Annotated in this window: 26 protein-coding genes; 8 read left to right on the top strand and 18 right to left on the bottom strand. The window is 40.7% G+C overall.

Annotation, left to right across the window (positions count from 1 at the left end):
• Positions 1-14: 14 nt before the first annotated feature.
• From PAND9192_RS13210 to mutY, 3 genes are all read right to left on the bottom strand, one after another.
• Positions 15-287, bottom strand: coding sequence for an oxidative damage protection protein (locus PAND9192_RS13210; protein ID WP_061000737.1), 273 nt, complete (start codon positions 285-287; stop codon positions 15-17).
• Positions 288-484: 197 nt separating this feature from the next.
• Complete coding sequence (locus tag PAND9192_RS13205; RefSeq protein ID WP_087854193.1) at positions 485-1,246, bottom strand: 5'-methylthioadenosine/adenosylhomocysteine nucleosidase; 762 nt, start codon at positions 1,244-1,246, stop codon at positions 485-487.
• Positions 1,247-1,364: 118 nt separating this feature from the next.
• Entirely contained in the window at positions 1,365-2,414 is a 1,050-nt protein-coding gene (gene mutY, locus PAND9192_RS13200) for an A/G-specific adenine glycosylase (RefSeq protein ID WP_087854192.1), read from the bottom strand.
• A gap of 252 nt (positions 2,415-2,666) precedes the next feature.
• Between mutY and trmB the strand changes: the two genes are divergently transcribed.
• From trmB to PAND9192_RS13185, 3 genes are all read left to right on the top strand, one after another.
• A complete protein-coding gene (gene trmB / locus PAND9192_RS13195) occupies positions 2,667-3,404 on the top strand; it encodes a tRNA (guanosine(46)-N7)-methyltransferase TrmB (RefSeq protein ID WP_087854191.1) in 738 nt (245 codons plus the stop codon).
• Positions 3,405-3,508: 104 nt separating this feature from the next.
• Positions 3,509-4,429 carry a glutaminase B gene (glsB, locus tag PAND9192_RS13190; protein WP_087854190.1) on the top strand — a complete coding sequence of 307 codons (921 nt, stop codon included), beginning with the start codon at positions 3,509-3,511 and terminating at the stop codon, positions 4,427-4,429.
• Between the two features lie 52 nt (positions 4,430-4,481).
• Entirely contained in the window at positions 4,482-4,880 is a 399-nt protein-coding gene (locus tag PAND9192_RS13185; RefSeq protein WP_087854189.1) for a DUF2884 family protein, read from the top strand.
• 120 nt (positions 4,881-5,000) lie between these two features.
• Here PAND9192_RS13185 and hemW read toward each other — a convergent pair whose 3' ends face one another.
• From hemW to PAND9192_RS13150, 7 genes are all read right to left on the bottom strand, one after another.
• The gene (gene hemW, locus PAND9192_RS13180; protein ID WP_087854188.1) at positions 5,001-6,161 is read right to left on the bottom strand and encodes a radical SAM family heme chaperone HemW; all 1,161 of its coding nucleotides are present in this window, start codon (positions 6,159-6,161) and stop codon (positions 5,001-5,003) included.
• Between the two features lie 3 nt (positions 6,162-6,164).
• On the bottom strand, positions 6,165-6,755 hold the full coding sequence (locus tag PAND9192_RS13175) for an XTP/dITP diphosphatase (protein ID WP_087854187.1): 591 nt from the start codon (positions 6,753-6,755) through the stop codon (positions 6,165-6,167).
• A gap of 38 nt (positions 6,756-6,793) precedes the next feature.
• Entirely contained in the window at positions 6,794-7,267 is a 474-nt protein-coding gene (locus PAND9192_RS13170) for a DUF4426 domain-containing protein (RefSeq protein ID WP_159458247.1), read from the bottom strand.
• Positions 7,268-7,430: 163 nt separating this feature from the next.
• Positions 7,431-7,727 carry a DUF167 family protein YggU gene (yggU, locus tag PAND9192_RS13165; protein ID WP_087854185.1) on the bottom strand — a complete coding sequence of 99 codons (297 nt, stop codon included), beginning with the start codon at positions 7,725-7,727 and terminating at the stop codon, positions 7,431-7,433.
• Entirely contained in the window at positions 7,724-8,281 is a 558-nt protein-coding gene (locus PAND9192_RS13160) for a YggT family protein (RefSeq protein WP_061000753.1), read from the bottom strand. Before PAND9192_RS13160 ends, yggU begins: the two co-directional genes overlap by 4 nt.
• Before the next feature lie 9 nt (positions 8,282-8,290).
• Positions 8,291-9,109, bottom strand: a complete 819-nt coding sequence (gene proC / locus PAND9192_RS13155; RefSeq protein WP_087854184.1) for a pyrroline-5-carboxylate reductase — start codon at positions 9,107-9,109, stop codon at positions 8,291-8,293.
• Between the two features lie 73 nt (positions 9,110-9,182).
• Positions 9,183-9,893 carry a YggS family pyridoxal phosphate-dependent enzyme gene (locus PAND9192_RS13150; protein ID WP_087821193.1) on the bottom strand — a complete coding sequence of 237 codons (711 nt, stop codon included), beginning with the start codon at positions 9,891-9,893 and terminating at the stop codon, positions 9,183-9,185.
• 22 nt (positions 9,894-9,915) lie between these two features.
• Between PAND9192_RS13150 and PAND9192_RS13145 the strand changes: the two genes are divergently transcribed.
• Together PAND9192_RS13145 and PAND9192_RS13140 are read left to right on the top strand one after the other, a co-directional pair.
• A complete protein-coding gene (locus PAND9192_RS13145) occupies positions 9,916-10,953 on the top strand; it encodes a type IV pilus twitching motility protein PilT (RefSeq protein ID WP_061000758.1) in 1,038 nt (345 codons plus the stop codon).
• A 15-nt stretch (positions 10,954-10,968) separates the two neighbouring features.
• On the top strand, positions 10,969-12,072 hold the full coding sequence (locus tag PAND9192_RS13140; protein ID WP_087854183.1) for a PilT/PilU family type 4a pilus ATPase: 1,104 nt from the start codon (positions 10,969-10,971) through the stop codon (positions 12,070-12,072).
• Between the two features lie 357 nt (positions 12,073-12,429).
• Here PAND9192_RS13140 and ruvX read toward each other — a convergent pair whose 3' ends face one another.
• The 6 genes from ruvX to metK form a co-directional block, all read right to left on the bottom strand.
• On the bottom strand, positions 12,430-12,861 hold the full coding sequence (ruvX, locus tag PAND9192_RS13135) for a Holliday junction resolvase RuvX (RefSeq protein ID WP_061000762.1): 432 nt from the start codon (positions 12,859-12,861) through the stop codon (positions 12,430-12,432).
• Positions 12,858-13,421 (bottom strand): YqgE/AlgH family protein, encoded by a 564-nt coding sequence (locus PAND9192_RS13130; protein WP_087854182.1) that lies wholly within the window; start codon positions 13,419-13,421, stop codon positions 12,858-12,860. The genes ruvX and PAND9192_RS13130 overlap by 4 nt, the downstream gene beginning before the upstream one ends.
• Before the next feature lie 120 nt (positions 13,422-13,541).
• Positions 13,542-14,492: a glutathione synthase gene (gene gshB / locus PAND9192_RS13125; protein WP_061000765.1), complete on the bottom strand. Its 951-nt coding sequence runs from the start codon at positions 14,490-14,492 to the stop codon at positions 13,542-13,544.
• A gap of 17 nt (positions 14,493-14,509) precedes the next feature.
• Positions 14,510-15,241 (bottom strand): 16S rRNA (uracil(1498)-N(3))-methyltransferase, encoded by a 732-nt coding sequence (rsmE, locus tag PAND9192_RS13120; RefSeq protein WP_087854181.1) that lies wholly within the window; start codon positions 15,239-15,241, stop codon positions 14,510-14,512.
• A 128-nt stretch (positions 15,242-15,369) separates the two neighbouring features.
• On the bottom strand, positions 15,370-15,858 hold the full coding sequence (locus PAND9192_RS13115; RefSeq protein WP_087854180.1) for a SprT family zinc-dependent metalloprotease: 489 nt from the start codon (positions 15,856-15,858) through the stop codon (positions 15,370-15,372).
• A 153-nt stretch (positions 15,859-16,011) separates the two neighbouring features.
• Positions 16,012-17,166 carry a methionine adenosyltransferase gene (metK, locus tag PAND9192_RS13110; protein ID WP_087854179.1) on the bottom strand — a complete coding sequence of 385 codons (1,155 nt, stop codon included), beginning with the start codon at positions 17,164-17,166 and terminating at the stop codon, positions 16,012-16,014.
• A gap of 392 nt (positions 17,167-17,558) precedes the next feature.
• Here metK and tkt point away from each other — a divergent pair, with 392 nt between their 5' ends.
• Positions 17,559-19,571, top strand: coding sequence for a transketolase (gene tkt / locus PAND9192_RS13105; RefSeq protein WP_087854178.1), 2,013 nt, complete (start codon positions 17,559-17,561; stop codon positions 19,569-19,571).
• Between the two features lie 633 nt (positions 19,572-20,204).
• A complete protein-coding gene (locus tag PAND9192_RS13100; RefSeq protein WP_087854177.1) occupies positions 20,205-20,549 on the top strand; it encodes a hypothetical protein in 345 nt (114 codons plus the stop codon).
• 155 nt (positions 20,550-20,704) lie between these two features.
• Here the strand turns inward: PAND9192_RS13100 and PAND9192_RS13095 are convergent, their stop codons facing one another.
• Both PAND9192_RS13095 and PAND9192_RS13090 read right to left on the bottom strand, forming a co-directional pair.
• Positions 20,705-20,962 (bottom strand): hypothetical protein, encoded by a 258-nt coding sequence (locus PAND9192_RS13095; RefSeq protein WP_087854176.1) that lies wholly within the window; start codon positions 20,960-20,962, stop codon positions 20,705-20,707.
• A 307-nt stretch (positions 20,963-21,269) separates the two neighbouring features.
• Positions 21,270-22,313 carry a hypothetical protein gene (locus tag PAND9192_RS13090; protein ID WP_087854175.1) on the bottom strand — a complete coding sequence of 348 codons (1,044 nt, stop codon included), beginning with the start codon at positions 22,311-22,313 and terminating at the stop codon, positions 21,270-21,272.
• 624 nt (positions 22,314-22,937) lie between these two features.
• On the opposite strand from PAND9192_RS13090, the gene PAND9192_RS13085 reads away from it, so the two are divergent.
• A complete protein-coding gene (locus PAND9192_RS13085; protein WP_087854174.1) occupies positions 22,938-23,180 on the top strand; it encodes a hypothetical protein in 243 nt (80 codons plus the stop codon).
• The last annotated feature ends 77 nt before the right edge of the window (positions 23,181-23,257 follow it).

Below are 23,257 nucleotides of genomic sequence, written 5' to 3'. Positions count from 1 at the left end.
CTTTGATCTCAATATTATTTTGTTGGTGGCGTATAACCATCAATCACGACATCTTTACCTTCAAACAAAAAATTAACCATTTCTGTCTCAAGTAATTGGCGATGTTCAACATTCATCATATTGAGTTTTTTTTCATTAATCAGCATGGTTTGTTTTGCTTGCCACTGTGCCCATGCTTGTTTTGAAATACTATCAAAAATCCGTTGACCAAGTTCACCTGGGTACAATTGAAAATCTAGACCTTCAGCATCTTGCTGTAGATGGACACAAAAAACAGTACGGCTCATGGAATATTCCTTATGCATGTATCATTAAATCACAGCGAGAAGGGCTGAATTTATAATGGCGGTATTTTTTATAACTGCAGTGTTTTTTTATAACAACAGTATTATAGCAATAGTTATACCAGACTCGACCTGTAGCGGCTAGGGTCGAGGCTGGAATAACAACCGTGTAATCAGTATGGATTATATGCTCACCTAGGTTAGTGGCTAGCTAGCATTGCGAGGGTGATCGCTACCGAATTGTCAGCAGTTATCTGCTTTAATTTAGGGTAGTCAAAGTGTGCTGAGCCATCGGCTTTATCTGAGATGGTACGAATAACAACAAAGGGTTTATTAAACATAAAGGCAACTTGTGCTACTGCTGCACCTTCCATTTCAATTGCCATTGCATTGAATTCATTATGAATAAAGTTCACTTTTTGTTTATTAGCAATGAACTGATCACCGGTTGCAATAATACCTTGAAAAACTTTTTTCTTATCAAGAACCTGCTGTGCCGCAGCAAATGCTTGTGCGACTAATTGTGGATCCGCATAAAAGTAACGATCATCAAATCCGTCCATATGGCCAGGTTTATTGCCAAAAACAGTTAAATCAACATCATGTTGTACCAATGCGGTTGATATCACCACATCGGTTGGTGATAGTTCTGCTGCCGCCGCGCCTGCAATACCGGTAAAGATTAATTTATCAGCCTTAAATTCACGTATTAAGGTGGTGGTGGTAACCGCTGCATTGACTTTACCGACACCAGAGCGAGTGACAACAACCGAGTGGTTACCGATTTTTCCTTGATAGTACTGATGTTGACCAATAGTGATCGTGTGCTTATTTTTAATGTGTGGCAGTAAATTGGTAATTTCAGCATCCATTGCCCCAACAATAGCAATCGTTTGCGTTGCAGAAGCAAAAAAAGAACAACTAGCGAGTACAGCAGCGAATAAATAAGTAAATTTTTTCATAATGTCAGTGAGTTAATAAGCAGATTAATAAAGGCCGCGATAGTAACTAGTTACATTTTAAAATGACATCACAAATAGGGTTTTGTGAGCATAAAAATGTAACTAGTGATAAATATCATTATAGGTATAGCAATCCATCAAGGATCTTTTGTACCGGTGCAGCTAAACCAATTTTGGCGGGATCATGGAGATCATACCATTGCCCTTGGCGCTGATGGATCACATCAGGAAGTGTGTTTAGAGTGAATAATACCGGCACAATATCAAGGTGGTAATGGCTGAATGTATGTCTAAATGCGATTAACTGTTGCTGACTGGCAATCATGGTTTGCGGCTGTCCCAGTTGTTGCAATAATAGATCATTAAGATCGTCATTATCATGCTGTGGAAAGCACCATAAGCCACCCCAAATACCCACTTGGGGACGTTGCTCAAGCCATACTTTGTCGCCATAACGTAAAATGGCAAACCAGGTTTGTTTTTCTGGCATCACTTTTTTGGGTTTCTTGCCTGGAAATTCACTCTGTCGTTGCTGTGCTTTGGCAATGCATTGCGCTTCAATAGGGCATAAATCACATTTAGGTTTGCTACGAGTGCAAATCATTGCGCCCATATCCATCATCGCTTGATTGTAACGTTCGACGCCAATCGCCGGCGTATTTTCAATCGCGATATTCCATAGCGCATTTTCAACCGTTTTTTTTCCCGGCCAACCTTCAATCGCATAACAACGCGCTAAAGTACGCTTAACGTTGCCATCTAAAATAGGATGATGCTGTTTTAATGATAGCGATAACACCGCACCTGCAGTTGAGCGGCCGATCCCCGGCAGTGCTTCAACCGCTTCAATCGTGGTCGGAAACTCACCATTATGTTCAGCAACAATTAATTGGGCTGCTTTGTGAAGATTACGTGCGCGAGCGTAATAGCCTAATCCCGTCCATAAATGTAACACTTCATCTTGCTCGGCAGCGGCAAGATCAGCCACGGTAGGGAAGCGTGCCATAAAACGTTCAAAGTAAGGGATCACTGTGGCAACTTGAGTTTGTTGCAACATGATCTCTGATAACCATACTTTATAAGGGGTTTTTTGGTGTTGCCACGGTAGGGTTTTACGGCCGAATTTATCATACCACGCTAAAATAGCGTCGGAAAAAGCTGTACTCACAATGGGCTCACTTTACTAAATTGGCATTAAAAAAATGCCGAGTTGGGCTTTATTATCGAATGAGCTTGCGTAAAGTTGGAGTCCGTGGGGACGATCCCTTATACTGCAACTCATTAATGTAATGGCGTCTATAATGACGTTATTGACTAAGATTGCATCATAAACTGGCGATTATCACAATTGATAGACTTGAATTGAGGCTATAACTTTGGATAATGCCGTTCCGTTTCTTTTTTTGTTTGGATAGTTAGCATGAGCGAAGTTTCAAAAAAGTCAGGTGACGTAACCCTGACTGAATTTACCGATGAAGGCAAAATGGTTCGTAAGATCCGTAGTTTTGTTCGTCGTGAAGGCCGTTTAACCAAGGGCCAAGAAAATGCGATGGAAAAAAACTGGCCAGCTATGGGTATTGATTTCGCCACTGAAATGCTGGACTGGACACAAGTTTTTCACCGTGAAGCGCCAGTTGTATTAGAAATTGGTTTTGGCATGGGTGCATCATTGGTTGAAATGGCACAAGCTGCGCCAGAGAAAAACTTCGTTGGTATCGAAGTTCACACTCCAGGTGTTGGTCACTGTTTAATGGGCGCTGAAGCGGCTAACTTAACCAACTTGCGCGTAATGTGTCATGATGGTGTTGAAGTATTTGAACACATGATCCCTGATGGCAGCCTTGATATGGTGCAGTTGTTCTTCCCTGACCCATGGCATAAAGCGCGTCACCATAAGCGCCGTATCGTTCAGCCGGAATTTGCTGAGATGCTACGTAAAAAGCTTAAAATTGGTGGTATTTTCCATATGGCAACTGACTGGGAAAACTACGCAGAGCACATGGTAGAAGTAATGGATGCAGCGCCTGGCTATAAAAATACAGCGACAGATGGCGCTTATATTGCTCGCCCAGAAGATCGTCCTTTAACTAAGTTTGAAGCACGCGGTCATCGCCTAGGTCATGGCGTATGGGATATGAAGTATATGCGTACTGAATAATTGCAGACATTGCTGTGACTATCGATTAGGGTAGCAGCTGTTATTGCGTTATTTATTTAGAAAGCCAACTTTTGTTGGCTTTTTTGTTATTGGAGATGAAGTAAATGAAGCCAACAGAGACCTTACTAAAAGGCATTTTAGATGAAGTTAGACCTTTGATTGGTCAAGGAAAAGTGGCTAACTATATTCCTGCTTTAGCGGAAGTTCCTGCGAGTAAATTAGGCATCGCGGTGTGTTATAACGATGGTGAAATTATTCAAGCGGGCGATAGCCAAGAAAGTTTTTCTATTCAATCAATCTCCAAAGTTTTATCGCTAACATTAGCAATGTCACTCTATGATCCAGAAGAATTATGGGCACGGGTTGGTAAAGAGCCATCAGGGCAGGCGTTTAATTCGATGATTCAGCTCGAATTGGAAAATGGTATTCCACGCAATCCGTTTATTAATCCTGGTGCAATTGTTATTTCAGACATGCTTTATAGTCGTCTTTGTGCGCCGCAGTATCGAATGTTGGAATTAGTGCGTGAATTATCCTGCAACCCACACATTGTATACGACAAAATTGTGGCTAATTCAGAGATGCAACACAGTGATCGTAATGCCTCGATTGCTTACCTAATGCGTTCATTTGGTAACTTTAATAATGAAGTAATGCCAGTGCTAAATAACTATTTTAGTTACTGTGCTTTAAAGATGAGTTGTGTTGATTTAGCGCGAACATTTTCTTATTTAGCAAATAAAGGTCAGCCTTTAGGTGCAAAAACGCCAATTATTAGCCAAACTCAAAGTAAGCATATAAATGCATTGCTTGCTACATGTGGTTTATATGATGGTGCTGGAGAATTTGCTTACCGAGTCGGAATGCCGGGTAAATCAGGTGTTGGTGGCGGTATTGTTGCTATTGTTCCAGGAGAGATGACTATTGCTGTATGGTCACCAGAGCTGGATCCATCAGGTAATTCATTAGTAGGCACTGCGGTATTAGAAAAGCTTTCAGAACGGATTGGACGTTCTATTTTTTAATGGGTAAATGCAGCGGCTAGGTGCAGCTACCCACTTTAAGAGGGGAAGTTGCATGGAATTAAAAACAATCATAAGTACAATCAGCTGCAGTGGTTTGATGGTGCTATTTAGCTCAACCCTTATCGCCGGTGAGTGCGAGCCACAATGGCACAATAGTGTCAGTATCAGCGATGAGAAACTAACGCTATCGCAATCTAAGCAAACCTTTGTGATTAAAGATGATGGTCAGTTATATTTTGATATTCACAAAGTAAAACTCGATCCAGATCAAACGCAGTTATTAGTGCAATATTACCAAACCATTAATAATGATCTGCCTTATTTGCTGTCGCATGGGCAGCATGTGAATGCAAAAGTGTGCCAGTTTGTCAATTTACGCATGCAACAAGAGCGTCAAATAAGACAACATATTCCCGCGCTGAAAAGTTGGGAAAGCGTTAATTTATTATAACGTTACACTTGATAATAACGCCCATAAAAAAGCGAGAGACGAGAGGTTAAATGGTTAAATAACCGTTAACGACCAGCCCTCGCTTTTTTGTTGGTAGTACCATTTAGCACTTAGATTACGCTAACCATCATCTTCAACAAATGCAGCCAGCAAATCATTTAAAAATAATTTACCGTGTTCAGTTATCTGCCATTGATCGCCATTATCTTGTAAATAATTTTGTTCAAGCGCCCAATCGATATTGGCTGCAATGGTGGTTAATGGTAAGCCAGTACGATCGATAAAGTCTTGCTTTGGACAGGCTTCTAATAATCGAAATCTGTTCATGAAAAACTCAAACGGTCGTTCGCTGTCAGCCACCGCTATTTGTTCACTTAAATAAGGCTTATTTGATTGTAAATACCCACGAGGGTGTTTGACCTTCACTGTACGAACAATACGGCCGTCATCAAAGCTGATCTTGCCATGGGCACCACAGCCAATGCCTAAGTAATCGCCAAAGCGCCAATAATTAAGATTATGTTGGCATTGTTTATTGGGCTTACTGTAGCCAGAAATTTCATATTGTTGATAACCAGCAGCGGTTAATAACGCATGTCCTTGCTCAAAAATATCCCATAAATCATCATCATCAGGCAATGTTGGTGGCTTTGAGTAATACAGAGTATTGGGTTCAATCGTAAGCTGATACCAAGACAAATGCGGTGGATCAAGTGCGATCGCTTGTTTAAGATCACTGATCGCATCAGCAATAGATTGATCAGGTAAACCATGCATTAGATCGGTATTAAAACTGTTTAATCCAGCCGACTTTGCCAGTTCTATTGCCTTAATTGCTTCTTGGCTACCGTGAATACGCCCTAAACGCTGTAATTTTTGATCTTGAAAACTTTGAATGCCAATTGAGATTCGATTTACACCTGCTTGGCGATAATCATCAAAACGACCAGCTTCAACCGTGCCTGGATTGGCTTCCATGGTAATTTCAATATTGTCACTAAAAGGAATGCGAGCTTCAATGGCGCGCAGTAGACGACCAATTTCAGCTGGCGAGATCAAACTTGGTGTACCACCACCAATAAAAATAGAATGCAGTGGTCGTTGACCATTGATTAATTGGTAAGCCATTAGATCGGTTTCAAGATCATCAATTAGCGCGTCAATATAATCCAGTTCTGGCAATTCAGTTTTTAGCGCGTGCGAATTAAAGTCACAATAGGGGCACTTTTGAACACACCAAGGAATGTGAACATATAAGCTGAGCGGTGGAGGAACAAGCATGAGTTAGCCTTTTAGTGCACTGAAAAGTTGTTGAAGTGCTTTGCCACGGTGTGACAGCTGCTTTTTACGACTTGGATCTAATTGCGCTGAAGCACATTGATCTTCTGGCACCCAAAAAATAGGATCATAACCAAAGCCATTATCACCATGACGCTCAGTTAAAATACTGCCTTCCCATGAACCATGGCACACTAGTGGTGTAGGATCATTTTCATGGCGCATCATCACTAACACACAATGAAAACGAGCACTGCGCTGTGCTTCTGGTACACCGTCCATTGCCGCTAATAGCTTATCAATATTTTCCGCATCAGTAGCACCTTCACCAGCAAAACGTGCTGAGTAAATACCCGGTGCACCGTTTAAAAAATCAACCTCAAGCCCTGAATCATCAGCAATAGCTGCGCAGCCGGTTTCTTTGGCAGCATGGCGCGCTTTGATGATTGCATTTTCAATAAAAGTGGTGCCAGTTTCAGCCACTTCTGAAACATTGAAATCGCTTTGAGCGACCACATCAAATCCAAAGTCAGCAAGTAGGGAAGCCATTTCTTTTACTTTGCCTTGATTGCCTGTTGCCAGTACTAGTTTGCTCATATTGATGCCTTTTAAAAACCGTAATTCGCGAATAACCGCTATGATAGCCGTTGTGGGTATAATAACAACGCTGAGGCTGAAAACGGTTCGTTATCACTGAATAATGTTTGGTCAAATTTGAGCTGATGAGGCTTATTTTGGTGATGAATATTTACCACAAACTTAAATTCAGCCTGAGGTGGATGCTTAAATTGAGCGAGATAATAAATTTTATAGCCTTCTTGAATACGTCGAAAGCGCAGCCGTTTTTTTTCACCAAGACCGCTGAACATTTTGCCATTGATCTTGGTGTTTAGGCTTGGTTTACCTGCTTGCTCTGTATTAAATACGCTTACCTTCATTAAGGCATAACATTGCTTACGTTTGATACCGTAAGAGGCTGCAATTTTATCACTGATAAAAGTGGTTGGAATAACTGAATAACGGACTTCAAGTTGTTCAAATTGGTGGCTGTGATCAGCATAACTGAGTTGGCTAATCAGTAATAATATTACGCTTAACAGGTATTTCATATTTAGAGCCATAAAGTGCCATTATTTGTTGGCGCAGTGTAATTAACTCTGACTTTCAAGATAGAAATTTATTGCGGTTATTATCGTGGAGTGAGATTCAGTGATAAAAAAAAGCGAATATTATCGAAATATTCGCTTTTTAGCTGTGGGCTAGCGGTTGATGTTATTGCATCAGGCTCGCAATCGGTTCGGGGATCTGTTTAGGATCTTCAATGCGAATTTGCTTGTGACGGCCTTGAAAGCCTTTTTCCACATGCACTAAACCTTTAGCAACCTTGAATTGCTTAGCTAAAAACTTGGCTAAATGGGCATTAGCTTTTCCATCAACGGGTGGTGCTGTAATGGCGATTTTAATTTCATCGCCATGTAAGCCAACAATTTGATCGCGACTGGCTTTAGGTTGAATGTAAAGTCGAATAACCACATCATCGCCGTGGCGACAGACAGCATTAGCACTCATAACTGGAACCAAATCGGCCCAATTAAATCACCCATTAAATAGTTAGCAAACTGCAATCCTAAGAAGATCACTAGAATACTTAAGTCTAAACCGCCCATTGCTGGTAGCACACGACGAATTGGTGCCATTAGTGGTTCAGTTAGCTGATGCATTACATATTCAATAGGGTTACGGCCTTGGCTGACCCAACTTAAAATCGCACGAATTAATAGTACCCAGAATAATAACCCACCGGCTGCTTTAACCAGTGCCAGCAAACCTAATAACAAGAAGCTAGGACTAAAAGCAAACGCACCGCCGGTTAATGCTAATTGCAGCAAAATAAACTTCGCCACACATAATAAGTAACCAAATAAAATGGTCGCCATATCAAATGAGCCAATCGATGGGATCACGCGACGTAATGGTGCGACAACCGGTTGGGTTGCTTTGACAATAAACTGCGAAAACGGGTTATAAAAATCTGCACGTGACCATTGTAGCCACACCCGTAACAACACAATCATGATATATAAATCAAATACTGTGGAGATTAAAAAAGCCATTGAATTCATAATTAAACCTTAAAACAATTGTTCCATTTCTTGAGCACGAGCAACCGCAGCTTGCATTGCTTTAGCCACTATTTCTGTTAAATGATGGTGGTTGAATGTATTAATCGCTTCTGCGGTGGTACCGCCTTTAGACGTTACTTGCTGGCGTAATGTGGCAAGATCCGTTTCTGGGTTGGCTTGCACCATTGCTGCCGCGCCTAATGCAGTTTGCTGAACTAACAAACGTGCCGTTTGCTCATCAAAACCTTGTGCCATTGCTTGTTGTTGGATTGCTTCCATAAACAAGAAGAAGTAAGCCGGCGCACTACCTGCTGCGGCAATGATACCATTGATATCTGCTTCTTGTTTAACCCAGCAAATTTCACCAACAGCTTGTAAGAGATCGCTCGCAAATTGATGATCTTGTGGTGCTAAGGTTGAATCGGCATATAAGCCACTCATGCCTTTACCGATTAATGCTGGTGTATTTGGCATTACGCGCACTAAATGCAGTTGGCTATCAAGCATGGTTGCTAAGCGTGCGCTGTTGATACCAGCAGCAATTGAGATCACTAATTTATTACTGAAGTCGACCGCTTGCAATGGTAAACATACATCTGCCATTAATTGTGGTTTTACCGCCAGTACCACCACGTCAGCTTGTTGCGCTGCGCGCAGGTTATCACTGTCGGTATTAATACCAAAATCATGCTGTAACGGTGCTAGGCGAGTTTCACTGGGCGCTGTCGCTGTGATTTTCTTGGCATCGTAGCCACTGGCAATTAAGCCGGCGATGATTGAACGTGCCATGTTGCCGGCACCGATAAAAGCGATAGAGCGCTGTTCCATGTAATATCCTTTGCTGTTGGTACGACACCCAAATTGGTAGGCAGAGTCGTTACCCGTTATTTAGAAACTATTGTTAGGCTTGATTGCCATAATCACGCGCACCAAACAAGGCTGTACCAATACGCACCATAGTACTTCCTGCTGCAATCGCAGCTTCCATGTCGCCACTCATGCCCATCGATAGGGTATCAAGTTGCGGGTGGTGTGGTTTAAGTTGTGCAAATACATCTGCTAACGCTTTGAAAGCAGCGAATTGGCTATCATAATCGGTTTCTGGTTGTGGAATCGACATTAATCCACGTAAAACTAATTGCGGCATGGTCGCAATAGCTGCGGCGAGTTCCATCACCTCATCAGCACTGATACCTGATTTACTGGCTTCACCACTGGTATTAACTTGTAACAGCACATTTAATGGTGCCATGGTAGTTGGACGTTGGTCATTTAAACGGGTTGCCGTTTTAAGACGATCAATTGAGTGTACCCAATCAAAATGCTCGGCAATCGGACGAGTTTTATTTGATTGAATCGGACCAATAAAATGCCACACTAATTGTTCTGCTGCAGGGTGACTTGCAAAATAATTGACTTTATCGACCCCTTCTTGAACATAATTTTCACCAAAGGCAACCAGACCGGCATCAATCGCTTGTTCGATCGCGGCTACGGGCTTGGTTTTACTTACTGCCAACAATTGCACCGAATCGGCGGCTCTGCCGCATTTTTCAGTTGCTAGTGCCATCTCATTGATGACCTGTGTAATATTTTGCTTAATACTGTTCATAATTGATTCTTGAGGAAAATGTATGGATATCACCGAATTACTCGATTTTAGTGTAAAGCATAACGCATCAGATCTGCATCTTTCTGCGGGCGTTCCACCAATGATAAGAGTTGATGGTGATGTGAGAAAGCTCAGTTTACCAGCTTTAGATCATAGCGAAGTCCATCGATTAATATTTGATATTATGAACGATGCACAACGCCGAGAGTATGAAGAAAAATTAGAAGTCGATTTTTCTTTTGAATTACCCGACATTGGTCGCTTCAGAGTTAACGCTTTTCATCAGTCGCGTGGCTGTTCAGCTGTGCTGCGTACCATTCCGATCCATATACCAACTTTAGCCTCGCTCAATGTGCCTGAGGTTTTTTATGATATTGCTCAGCTTAGTCGTGGGCTAGTGCTGGTAACGGGTGCGACAGGTTCTGGTAAATCAACCACAATTGCCGCCTTAGTAGATTACATCAATAGTAACTATCAGCGCCATATTCTGACCATTGAAGATCCGATTGAATTTGTTCATACCAGTAAAAGTTGTTTGATCAACCAACGTGAAGTGCATCGCGATACCTTAAGTTTCCAAAATGCACTGCGATCATCATTACGTGAAGATCCCGATGTGATTGTAGTGGGGGAATTACGCGATCAAGAAACCATTAGTTTAGCCTTAACCGCAGCCGAAACCGGTCACTTAGTGCTTGGCACTTTGCACACCAGTTCAGCGGCGAAAACCGTTGACCGTATTATTGATGTTTTTCCTGGTAGCGATAAATCGATGGTGCGCTCGATGTTGTCGGAGTCATTACGGGCGGTGGTGGCGCAAAATCTATTGAAATGTACTTCTGGTGGGCGAGTGGCCTGTCATGAAGTGATGATGGCAACCCCTGCGATTCGAAATTTGATCCGTGAAGATAAAATTGCCCAGATGTACTCAATGATTCAAACCGGCGCTTCACTTGGAATGCAGACGATGGAACAAAGCGTCAAAATGCTGGTGGCACAAGGAATGGTCGAATCAGAAGAAGGACGCCGTATTCTTGATAGTAGTAAACGTGGGTTTTAATTAAAGGAATAACTGATGACCTTAGACGACATTCTTGAGCAAATGGTGGCTAAAAAGGCTTCTGATTTATACATCACGGTTGATTGTGCGTGTTTATTAAAAATTGATGGCAACCTGCATGATGTTGGCGAAGTGCTCAATCTCGATAGGGTGAATAGGTTATTTGATCAAGCCATGGATGCGAGCTTGCGCCAAGAATTTATCACCACCAAAGAAGCCAATTTTGCGTTAGTGCGTAATGGATTCCGGTTTCGTGTTAGTGCGTTTTGGCAGCGAGAATTACCGGGGATGGTGATCCGTCGAATTGAAACCCAAATTCCGCAAATGGATGATTTACAGTTGCCAATTGATATGGAACGACTGGCATTATCCAAACGCGGTTTAGTATTAATTGTGGGTGCAACGGGGTCGGGTAAATCGACCTCAATGGCAGCAATGACAGGCTATCGTAATCAGCATCGTAGTGGTCATATTTTAACGGTTGAAGATCCGATTGAATTTGTCCACCAACATAACAAATGCATTATCACTCAGCGCGAAGTAGGGCTTGATACTGCCAGTTATGAAGTGGCCTTAAAAAACTCCTTACGCCAAGCACCAGACATGATTTTAATCGGTGAAATTCGTACTCGTGAAACCATGGAATACGCGATGAATTTTGCTGAAACTGGCCATTTATGTATGGCAACTTTGCATGCCAATAATGCTAATCAGGCATTAGAGCGTATTTTGCATTTAGTGCCCAAAGAGCGTCGCGAACAATTTTTGTTTGATCTGTCACTTAATCTTAAATGTATTTTAGCGCAGCAGTTAGTGGCTGATGCTAATGGTGTCGGTCGCCATGGTGTATATGAATTATTACTTAATACACCGCGAGTCGCGGATCTTATTCGACGTGGTGAGCTGTATGAAATTAAAGATGTGATGGCAAAATCAACCGAAGCGGGAATGATTACGTTTGATCAATCGCTGTATCAGTTATTCAGTGAAGGTAAGATCAGTGAGCAAGATGCACTGCATCATGCTGACTCAGCTAATGACTTACGGTTGATGATCAAAGTCGGTGATCCAATGTCTAAACCGTTAAATAGTTTATCTGGAGTCACACTCGATAAATAATAATCTCATGATGATCCTTTTGCTAAAGGATCATCATAGTAAAATTAATAATAATGACGACAGATTTGTGGTTTCTATTTAATTTATTGATTATTAAGTGTTTTAATTGTGGTTAAATAACGGCTATTCAGTTGTTTAGTTCTTGAGTTTAAATGATCAAAAAGCTGTACAAGCTGATCAGGTGAGAGATTACGCGGCTTGATAAGAGGCTGTTAGGTGAAATAAAAACCGCTGTCAGCTTTGTGATGATCTTATTAGCTAAAGCTGTACCGACTAAAAAAAAAGACCAACTCGACATCGAGTTGGTCTTTTTTTTAGTATTTTTATAGCGGCGCAATAACCAGTAAAAATGGTTAATTAAGCGCCGTATTGACGTTCAAACCAGCTCTCTAAAATCACCACTGCCGACTGTGAATCAATATTACCTTTGCTCAATGAGCGGTAGCCGCCGCGTTCAAATAACTCCGATTTAGCTTCAACGGTGCTTAAGCGTTCATCGTGTAATTCGACCGCATAACCAAAACGACCATGAATGCGATTAGCAAACTTCTTGGCGCGTGGCGCGATGGTTTCTAGTTCTTTGCCATTAAGATCTAATGGCAGACCAACGACGATTAAATCCGGCTGCCACTCTTTAAGGATCTTTTCAATATCATCCCAATTAGGAATACCATCTTTAGCTTTTAAAGCGGCTAATGGACTGGCTGTGCCTGTGAGTTCTTGACCGATTGCAACCCCAATACTTTTGGTGCCGTAATCAAAGCTTAATACGCTACGAGATTGACTCATGCATGACCTATATCTGATGATAGATTCGCAGGGCTAACCCCTAATATTGCTATGGCTTGTTGCCAGCGTTGATCTATCGGAGTGGAAAAAATAATGGTGTTATTAGCCTCAATCGTTAGCCAATTATTGTCCGCTAATTCTTGCTCTAGTTGACCTTCATCCCAGCCGGCGTAACCGAGTGCCACAATAAATTGTTGTGGCGCTTGTTGAGTGCCAAGTTGGGCTAAAATATCGAGTGAGGTGGTGACAGCAAGTTGCGGCGTAATCGTAATTGTGGAGTCATAACCAGCTTGAAGCGTGTGCAATACAAAGCCACGATCTTCAGCAACTGGGCCACCATTGAGAACAGGGTATTCAAGGCTTAATGGATCAACTAAAGGCAGTGTGCGCTCGATATCAATTTGCTCAAGCATATCGGCAATTGAGATTTCAATTGGCTGATTGATGATGATACCCATAGCACCTTCATCATTATGCTCACACACATAAATCACACTGTGTTTGAAGTTTGGATCTTCCATAGTGGGCATTGCCACTAAAAAATGATTGGTCAGGTTCATTTACAATACCATTAAATACATCTCAGCACCGCTGAGGGTGTTGATAGTAAAAAGCAGCGATCACATTTAATCGCTGCGTAGTTGGTTTGATTATGGTTGATGTTTAGCGCTTAGGTGAATTTAGTTAGCGTTAATACGGCGCTCAATTGCATCCATTAATTTACCCGTGATTGAAATATCAAATGCAGCTTCAATTTCACAGATACAAGTTGGGCTAGTGACGTTAATTTCAGTAAGCTTGTCACCAATCACATCAAGGCCAACAAATATTAAGCCTTTTTGTTTTAAAATTGGCGCTACAGTTTCAGCGATTTTACGATCAGTATCGCTAATAGGACGTGCTTCACCACGACCACCTGCTGCCAAGTTACCACGGGTTTCACCTTTAGCTGGAATACGGGCTAGGCAGTATGGCATTGGCTCACCATCAACTACTAGAATACGCTTATCGCCATTACTAATATCAGGCACGAAAGTTTGTGCCATGCAGTAGTTTTCGCCCATCGCGGTCAATGTTTCAATGATCACTGATACGTTAGGATCATTTTTCATTACGCGGAAGATTGACGAGCCACCCATACCATCAAGTGGTTTTAGGATCACATCACCATGCTGTTGGTGAAAAGCTTTTAGTTTTTCAGCACGACGAGTAACAATCGTAGTTGGGGTTAGCTCTGGGAACCATGCAGTAAATAATTTTTCATTACAATCACGTAGGCTTTGCGGTTTGTTTACGATCAACGCACCGTTATCTTCTGCACGCTCAAGAATGTAAGTCGCATAAATGTATTCAGTATCAAACGGAGGATCTTTACGCATTAATACCGCATCAAGATCCGCGAGTGGAATCTCTTGCTCATTATGGAATTCAAACCAATCGTTAGGATCTTTTTTTACCGTTACAGTACGAGTACGTGCAATCGCCACACCTTGCTCTAAAGAAAGATCACTCATTTCCATGTAGTGTAATTCCCAACCACGACGTTGTGCTTCCATCATCATGGCAAAGGTCGAATCTTTTTTGATATTGATAGACTCGATAGGGTCCATCACAATACCTAGCTTGATCATTGTTTTCTCCTGCTTACTTAGCCTAGATCACCAAAACGAACTTGCAGTGCGGTAATGGCTGTCATTGCGGTAGTCTCAGTGCGTAATACACGTGGGCCTAATAAAATTTCGTCAAATTTATATTGCTCAGTCATGCTGATCTCTTCAGCAGACAAGCCACCCTCTGGGCCGATTAATAATCGAACCTTGGTTACTGGAGTAGGGAGGGTGTTAATAGAATAATGCGCACGAGGGTGCAAGTTTAGTTTTAAACCATCATATTCTTCAGCGCACCATTGCTCTAGTTTCATCACTGGGCGAATGGTTGGCACAACATTACGGCCACATTGTTCACAGGCTGCAATCGCGATTTTCTGCCATTGCTCAAGTTTCTTTTCAAATCGCTCAGCATTGAGTTTAACGCCACAACGCTCTGAAATTAGAGGGGTAATAGTGTTAACACCAAGCTCAACTGATTTTTGAATAGTGAACTCCATTTTGTCACCACGTGAAATCACTTGGCCTAAATGAATATCAAGTGGTGATTCAATACTATGCTCAATACGGCTTTGAATCTCAACTTCAACCGCTTTTTTGCTAGCATTGCTAATCACAGCAGGGAATTCAGCATTGCTGCCATCAAACAGTAACACTTGTTGCCCAACTTGCATTCGCATAACACGACCAACATGGTTAGCCGCATCGTCGCTAAGCATAACCGTACCTTGGCTTGGTAAAGGTTGTGGATGGTAAATTCGTGGAATTCTCATGATGCGGTCATCTGTAGTAATGGTTGAGTAATACCAGATATTACCACGGTTAGCAGCAGATGGAGGGCAAAAGTTAATCTGCTAATCACTAACAACAGATTGTGGTTGTCAGGGGATGAGAGTGACCATTAAGCGACAGTTTTAAACGCTAATAGTTGGCGACATTTACGACAATGATAATTGGCTTGACCGCGTTTAACTTTATTATGGCGACGAATGGTTAGTGGGTATTCACTACATTGGCAGTGGTAAATATAACTCGTTCCCGCCACCGAGCTAACATTAAAATCATGGGTGGTTTTAGGTGCAACATTAAATACTTCAGTCATGATCAGTTGCCATTCGCGACCATGTGGACGCACGCGACCAAATAATTTAAATACCACTAAATGCGCCACTTCATGGGCTACCACTTGATTTAAAAATGCCTCAGGATTTTCAGCCAATAGAATTGGGTTAAAGCGTAATTCCCATTTTTGTAAGTGCGCAGTACCGGCAATTTTTCCGCGTTGAGTAAAATTAACCGCGGGAAGTTGCAGTCGTTTATTGAGGCGTTGATTAGCATGTTTGATGCAATGTTCTACGTGAGTAAGTACTTGCTTTTGTAGCGGGGTCATAGCGTGAAATATCCTAGATTAATCGGTCGCCGAGCAGGGAATAACCACCGCAGACTATACACCGCAGGATAAATATTGACGATTATTTTATTTTAGATATAAAAAAAGGGACGATTAATCGCCCCTTAGTATTTGATAAAATTAAATTTATTATTATTTAAGTTTAGCGAACTCGCGTAATACGTCTACTTTGTCAGTTTTTTCCCAAGGGAACTCTTCACGACCAAAGTGACCATATGCTGCAGTCTTTTTGTAGATAGGTTGAAGTAGGTTTAGCATTTCTTGTAGGCCGTATGGGCGTAGATCGAAGTGCTGACGAACTGCTTCAATAATAATATCTTGATGTACTTTCTCAGTACCAAAAGTTTCAATCATGATAGATGTTGGATCTGCAACACCGATAGCATATGAAAGTTGAATTTCACAACGCTCAGCCATACCAGCAGCAACAATGTTTTTCGCAACATAACGTGCTGCATATGCTGCTGAACGGTCAACTTTTGATGGATCTTTACCAGAGAATGCACCGCCACCGTGACGTGCTGCACCGCCGTAAGTATCAACGATAATTTTACGACCTGTTAGGCCACAGTCACCCATTGGGCCACCGATAACAAAACGACCGGTTGGGTTGATAAAGAACTTAGTCTCTTTACGTAGCCACTCTTCAGGTAGTACTGGTTTGATGATTTCTTCCATTACAGCTTCACGTAGATCTGCTGTTGAAATTGAATCACTGTGTTGAGTTGATAGTACAACTGCATCAATACCAACAATCTTACCTTGATCGTATTCAAACGTTACCTGAGATTTAGCATCAGGACGTAACCAAGGTAGCGTACCGTTCTTACGTACTTCTGCTTGGCGTTGAACAAGACGGTGAGAGTAAGTAATTGGTGCAGGCATCAATTCTTTAGTTTCGTTAGTTGCGTAACCAAACATAATACCTTGGTCACCAGCGCCCTGCTCTTTAGGGTCAGATTTATCAACACCTTGGTTGATGTCTGGTGATTGCTTACCAATAGTGTTTAGTACAGCACAAGAATTAGCATCAAAGCCCATATCAGAATGAACGTAACCAATTTCACGTACTGTTTCACGAGTGATTTCTTCGATATCAACCCATGCAGAAGTCGTTACTTCACCACCGACCATTACCATGCCAGTTTTTACGTAAGTTTCACAAGCAACACGCGCTTTCGGGTCTTGCTCTAGAATTGCATCCAAGACTGCATCTGAAATTTGGTCTGCAATTTTATCTGGATGTCCTTCCGATACCGACTCAGAAGTAAACAAGTGTTTAGCCATTGGTGATCTCACTTATATTCATAAATTTATTAGAACGGTAGCGGTAATACTGATACTGCACTGCATTCCATACGTTTATATGTATGGAGCTACCTCCGTCTAGACGTCTATAATACCCCGACTAGCTATAAAATCAACAATGTAATCTGTAAGGGTTTAGTCAAAACGCTAACTTATTCAATATTAAGCCATTAATTTTACTGATATTGGCTGTTAAAAGCGTAATTAGCATAAATTGCATAGTATTGAATAAAATAGCTTTTTTAAAAACGAAAACGTTTGCAGTTGGCGGTGTCTATTTGAGACAATATTCAAACGCAATTAAGTGACAGCCACTAAAAGCTGTCATTATTTTTACGTCAATTATTATTTTATGACTATTTGGAGCAGATATGTCTTCTAGCAATGCGGTGTCTCGTAAAGAACTGGCCAATGCAATTCGTGCACTTAGTATGGATGGTGTGCAACAAGCGAACTCAGGTCACCCTGGTGCACCGATGGGAATGGCAGATATTGCTGAAGTATTGTGGCGTGATCATTTAAATCATAATCCTCACAATCCAAATTGGGCTGATCGCGATCGTTTTGTGTTATCAAACGGTCACGGCTCGATGCTTATTTACTCTTTGCTTCATTTAACTGGTTATGATTTATCGATTGATGATCTGAAAAACTTCCGTCAATTACATTCAAAAACACCGGGTCATCCAGAATACGGTTATGCACCGGGTGTTGAAACTACCACCGGCCCATTAGGTCAAGGTATTACTAATGCGGTTGGTATGGCATTAGCTGAAAAATCAATGGCAGAGCAATTTAACCAGCAAGGCCATGACATTGTTGACCATTACACCTATGCCTTTATGGGTGATGGCTGCATGATGGAAGGTATTTCTCATGAAGCATGTTCACTAGCTGGCACGTTAGGCTTAGGTAAGTTAATTGCTTTTTGGGATGACAACGGTATTTCCATTGATGGTGAAGTAGAAGGCTGGTTCTCAGACGATACTGCTAAACGTTTTGAAGCTTATGGTTGGCATGTGATTGCTACTGTTGATGGTCACGATGCTGAGGCAATTAATGCCGCAATTGAAGCAGCAAAAGCAGAAACCGCGAAGCCAACACTTATTTGTTGCCAAACCATCATTGGTTTTGGTTCACCTAATAAAGCCGGTTCGCATGATTGTCATGGCGCACCACTGGGCGCTGAAGAAATTGCCGCAGCACGTGAGTTCTTAGGTTGGAACCATGGTCCATTTGAAATTCCGGCTGATATTGCGGCTAATTGGAATGCAACTGAAGCGGGTAATGCTAAAGAAACAGCGTGGGATCAAAAGTTTGCCGCTTATAGTGCTGCTTACCCTCAATTAGCAGCTGAATTTAGTCGTCGCATCAACGGTGAATTACCAGCGAACTGGGAAGCTGAAACGTCAAAGATCATTGCAGATCTGCAAGCAAATCCGGCCAATATTGCCTCACGTAAAGCCTCACAAAATGCGCTTGAAGCTTATGGTCAATTATTACCTGAGTTCATGGGCGGCTCGGCTGACTTAGCACCATCTAACTTAACCATGTGGTCTGGCTCTAAATCATTAACACCAACTGATGCATCAGGTAACTACATTCACTACGGTGTGCGTGAGTTTGGTATGACAGCCATTATTAACGGTATTGCCTTACACGGTGGTTTTGTACCTTATGGTGCAACCTTCCTAATGTTTATGGAATATGCCCGTAATGCGCTACGCATGGCAGCGCTAATGAAAGTGCAGAATATTCAGGTTTACACCCATGATTCAATTGGTTTAGGTGAAGATGGTCCAACTCACCAACCAGTAGAGCAAGTGGCATCATTACGTTTAACCCCAAATATGAGCACATGGCGTCCTTGTGATCAGGTTGAATCAGCAGTGGCTTGGAAATACGCGATTGAGCGTAAAGATGGCCCAACAGCATTGATCTTCTCGCGTCAAAATCTTGATCAGCAGGATCGTAATGCAGACCAAGTAGCGAACATCACTAAAGGTGGCTACATTCTTAAAGATTGTGCTGCTGAGCCAGAGTTGATTTTAATTGCAACTGGTTCTGAAGTGGGTATCGCGGCGCAAGCATATACAGAGTTAACCGCTGCTGGTCGTCAAGTACGCTTGGTTTCAATGCCTGCGACTGATTTATTTGATAAGCAGGATGCGGCTTACCGTGAAAGTGTATTACCTGCAAATGTCACCGCACGAATCGCGATTGAAGCAGGTATTGCTGATTACTGGTACAAATATGTAGGTCTTAACGGTCGCATTATCGGTATGACAACCTTTGGCGAATCAGCACCAGCAGATGAGCTATTTACTATGTTTGGCTTTACGGTTGAAAATATCGTTAATAACGCCAATGAGTTACTAGGCTAGTTATTCGCTTTAGCCTTATCGTTGAAGGTCGCAGATTGCGGCCTTTTTTTATGGTTGTAAGTCGGTGGTTAGAAGGTAAAACGAGCACTAATTTACTTAAAACATGCATTACTAAAACTAATTCGAAGAGGTTGTTTTTATCATTTTTCAAGTTAATTAAAATACCTATAATGAGCCCCATCAAAACACGACCACAAGCCTTATAGATTCAATGGATAGGCGATGGTTGTACTATTTAAAGCTTAGTTTATTGAGGAAAAAGAAATGACCGGTATCGTTAATAAAATTGTTGCACTTTACACTCCTGTATTCGCTTCTATGTACAAAAGCGGCAACATGACTAAGTAAAGTCAACGTTAGGGCTTAGCCTTAACCATTAAATATATTTCCTAAGAAGGCTTTGAACATATTAGTTCAAAGCCTTTTTTGCGTTTATGACCCAAAATACCTAATGCACAAAAAACAACCAGCGCTTAAAACCATACTAATTAGTTATATTTTGATATTTACTCATCCTGAAAAGGATAGATTTTGCTGACATTTGTCAATTGTTCACATTATGAGATTATTTTTCTTTCTTTCATCTTTTTTTGAAATTAAAATAAACTCATAAGTTTACTTTTGAGAGTTGTCATGAAAAAAGCTATTTTAGGATTATTACTTGGTATGGTTGCACTAACGTCTTTACCTAGTCATGCAAATGATTGGGGTCGTTGGGGCGAAAGCAAAAAAGGCCGTGTTGAGAGTGCTCGAATTTGTGGTAGCAATGGCTACATCTTTAAAGTTCGCGATTCTTTTTATGTAGCTAAATATCAATCAGGTAAACGCTTTGCTGTTGGTGTTCCGGTTAAAGCACGTTTTGGCAAAAATAAATGGCTACGTGTTGAAGGACTTAAAAACGACGGTAACTACTTAGTTAAGCGTAAGTACTACAGCCTAGCGAAAGCAAAAGCGAGCGCATGTGGTCTAACTTGGTAATATAGAGTTAAAGATTCTACAACAAGGCCGTTTAACGGCCTTGTTTGATTATGGTTGTAATATAATCCGCCCGCTAAATAACAATCAAAAACGATTCTCCAGCGCCCGCATATAAAAATACCGCCTCAAAAGGGCGGTATTTAACCGCGATACTATTATTTATCCTTGGGATTAAAAACGTCCTTAACATACGATATGACTTTTTTTATAGTGTTACGGATAGGTCTTCTATTACGCGTTATTAAAAAAAGCATTTTTATACACCCACAAAAAACAATTTCAGCAGGTACATGGCTAAAAATACAGAAACTAGATAAAAGTATAACCATCATGATATTAATCTGTTCCATTGTTATATTAACCAGTTCCATCATCTGAATATTTTCATTCTTTTCTTGAGCATTATTTCTCATTTTTGTCTCCTTAGTTTATTTAGTAATAACCATGATTGGTTGATATCTTTATTTTAAGGTCGTTATAAGCAACCCATTAAAATAAACAAAAAAAGCAAAAATAAACCCAATAAAATCAACAGGTAAAAGAAATAAAAAACATGTCAATTGTTCTATAAACAGAAAAAATCAAAGAGAAATTATTTAACATCAAACATATTTACATTACCCGATACTTTGCAACTAACGTCCAGATACAAAAAAACCGCCTCTATGGGCGGTCATTTAAAATAAAGGTTCTTTTTTGGTGGACTAAGTGACTCTATTTTCATTTAGGTGCGTATTTCTGAGGGTCAATATCCAGTAGTCTTAAATCAAATGGTCTTAGCCTACTTTCTTCAACTAGCTCTATTTGCTTCCTAAAAAGCTGCATTTTACGATTATGTTCAACAATCAATGGTTTTTCTTTTAAAAGCATAGCGTAACAAATAGACATCACCTTCGAACCAAATTCGATTAATTTATCATCTGTAAAGTCTTTCATATATCGATTTTTACGATACATATCTTCAATCAACTCTTGTCCTCTTAAGGGTTTCTTAGACTGAGGTTGCTGTTCAATCTTTTCGATACCTAAAACCTCATCAGCATTGTTATGTGTTTTATGATTAAAATTATTAAAGTGGGAGAAATCTTGAATAAGTCTTTGAAGTGCTTGAGAAGCTATTTGAGTCGTTTCTGTTTTTATCAAATTATCATTAACGACGTTATAAATAGGTATCATAATTCCAGTTTGATTCGGGTCTTTTACTTTGTGAGTTTCTTGGATCAAGATGACATTATGAAGATTGGAGAATCTGAATTCATTTAGTGATTTTTTCGCTGACAACATATCAGATATATAGTTTATTAGTACATCAGGTTCAAAAAACGAAGCAAGTTCGTTAATGATGATTAGCGCCCCTGTTGTATGAGAGTTCATATCAAGGTTTTTAATAGTTGATATAACTTGCTTATTCGCAGTGCTCATAATACTTTCAATTTGACGGAATGCTTTTTGTTCGAATTTACGAATAATATGCTCACCATCAGGCAACAAACTTACGACTTGCCGAAAATTTATTTCTCCATAGATTGCGGGAAAATCAGGACGTTTCATCACTTCATAGAAATAGTTTTCCATTTTCTCTTTCGGGTCATCTTTGAGAGTCTTCAGCTCAATAACGACAACATTTTTAATGGCGTAATCAGCAATCTTAGTACCATCAGGGAACTTATCTTCTATCTCGTCTAGATCTTCAGCTAGTTCATATTGAGCCATGAACGATTTGAAGTTATCTTCATTCAAAAAAGTGATTTTCTTATTCTTCATTCAATTTCTCTCGCAAGTGGCATGTACAATATAGGAATAGGAGAATTTAGCAGCACCATTTTACATGCAACATTTTCAAAAGGTTAACCTATCAATTTTTAATGCCACATTAATTTTCAGTTCGCACGGAAAGAAGTTCATCTATTAGCTATTTCTGACATATTTAACAGTATCCATCTAATCCGCACTTCGTGATCAGTGTTCGAGGAATAATGTTAGCAAAACCGATGTTTTTATAGCTTTTATCGAGCTAAATCAGCTTAAAAGTGGAGTTATGGGGTTGTTAACCAAGTTACGATCCTCCGCAATTGCTGCTACTCAACCCACCTACACCCAACTAACAAAAAAACTCATAACTTATATATTCACCATCGCGACAACTGCCGTGCTATTCCTTGACTCGCAATCTCGAACCTCGACTCTCGCAATCTCGCAATCTCGCAATCTCGCAATCTCGCAATCTCTAACCCTCACCCCTAAAACCCTGTCTTTTTGATTATTCCTATATGGTAATAATCTTTTGTATTTTTCGTATATTGTTTTGTTTTTGGTAATTGTTAATATAGCTCCATCGAAACGCAGACGGCGTTGACAAACAATGATAAAGATAAGGTTATACAACTCATGAAAACAGTTATTAAAGCAATTATCGCTACCGCTATTATCGCCACTTCTTACACTGCATCTGCTCGTGATGGCGCATTTACTGGTAACGTTAGTTTCAATAACCAAGCCAATAATGCAGTTGTTGCTAGCCACTACACTGTAAGCGGCACTGCTGATAAATCACATTCAGGGATTGTGGTAACCAACAAAAACAGCCACATGAGCTTTAATGACAAACTATTATCAGCGGCTGATAAATAATAATAGAGCATTAGATTTCCCCGACTTTAGTTAAAAAACAATTATTACTCATAAGTAAAAGTGTTTTAGTTTTTACT

Source organism: Photobacterium andalusiense (assembly GCF_900185625.1).
In the GTDB taxonomy this organism is placed as follows: domain Bacteria; phylum Pseudomonadota; class Gammaproteobacteria; order Enterobacterales; family Vibrionaceae; genus Photobacterium; species Photobacterium aquimaris.
The sequence above is the reverse complement of the archived record's forward strand: the minus strand, read 5'-3'. Positions and strand labels throughout refer to the sequence as shown.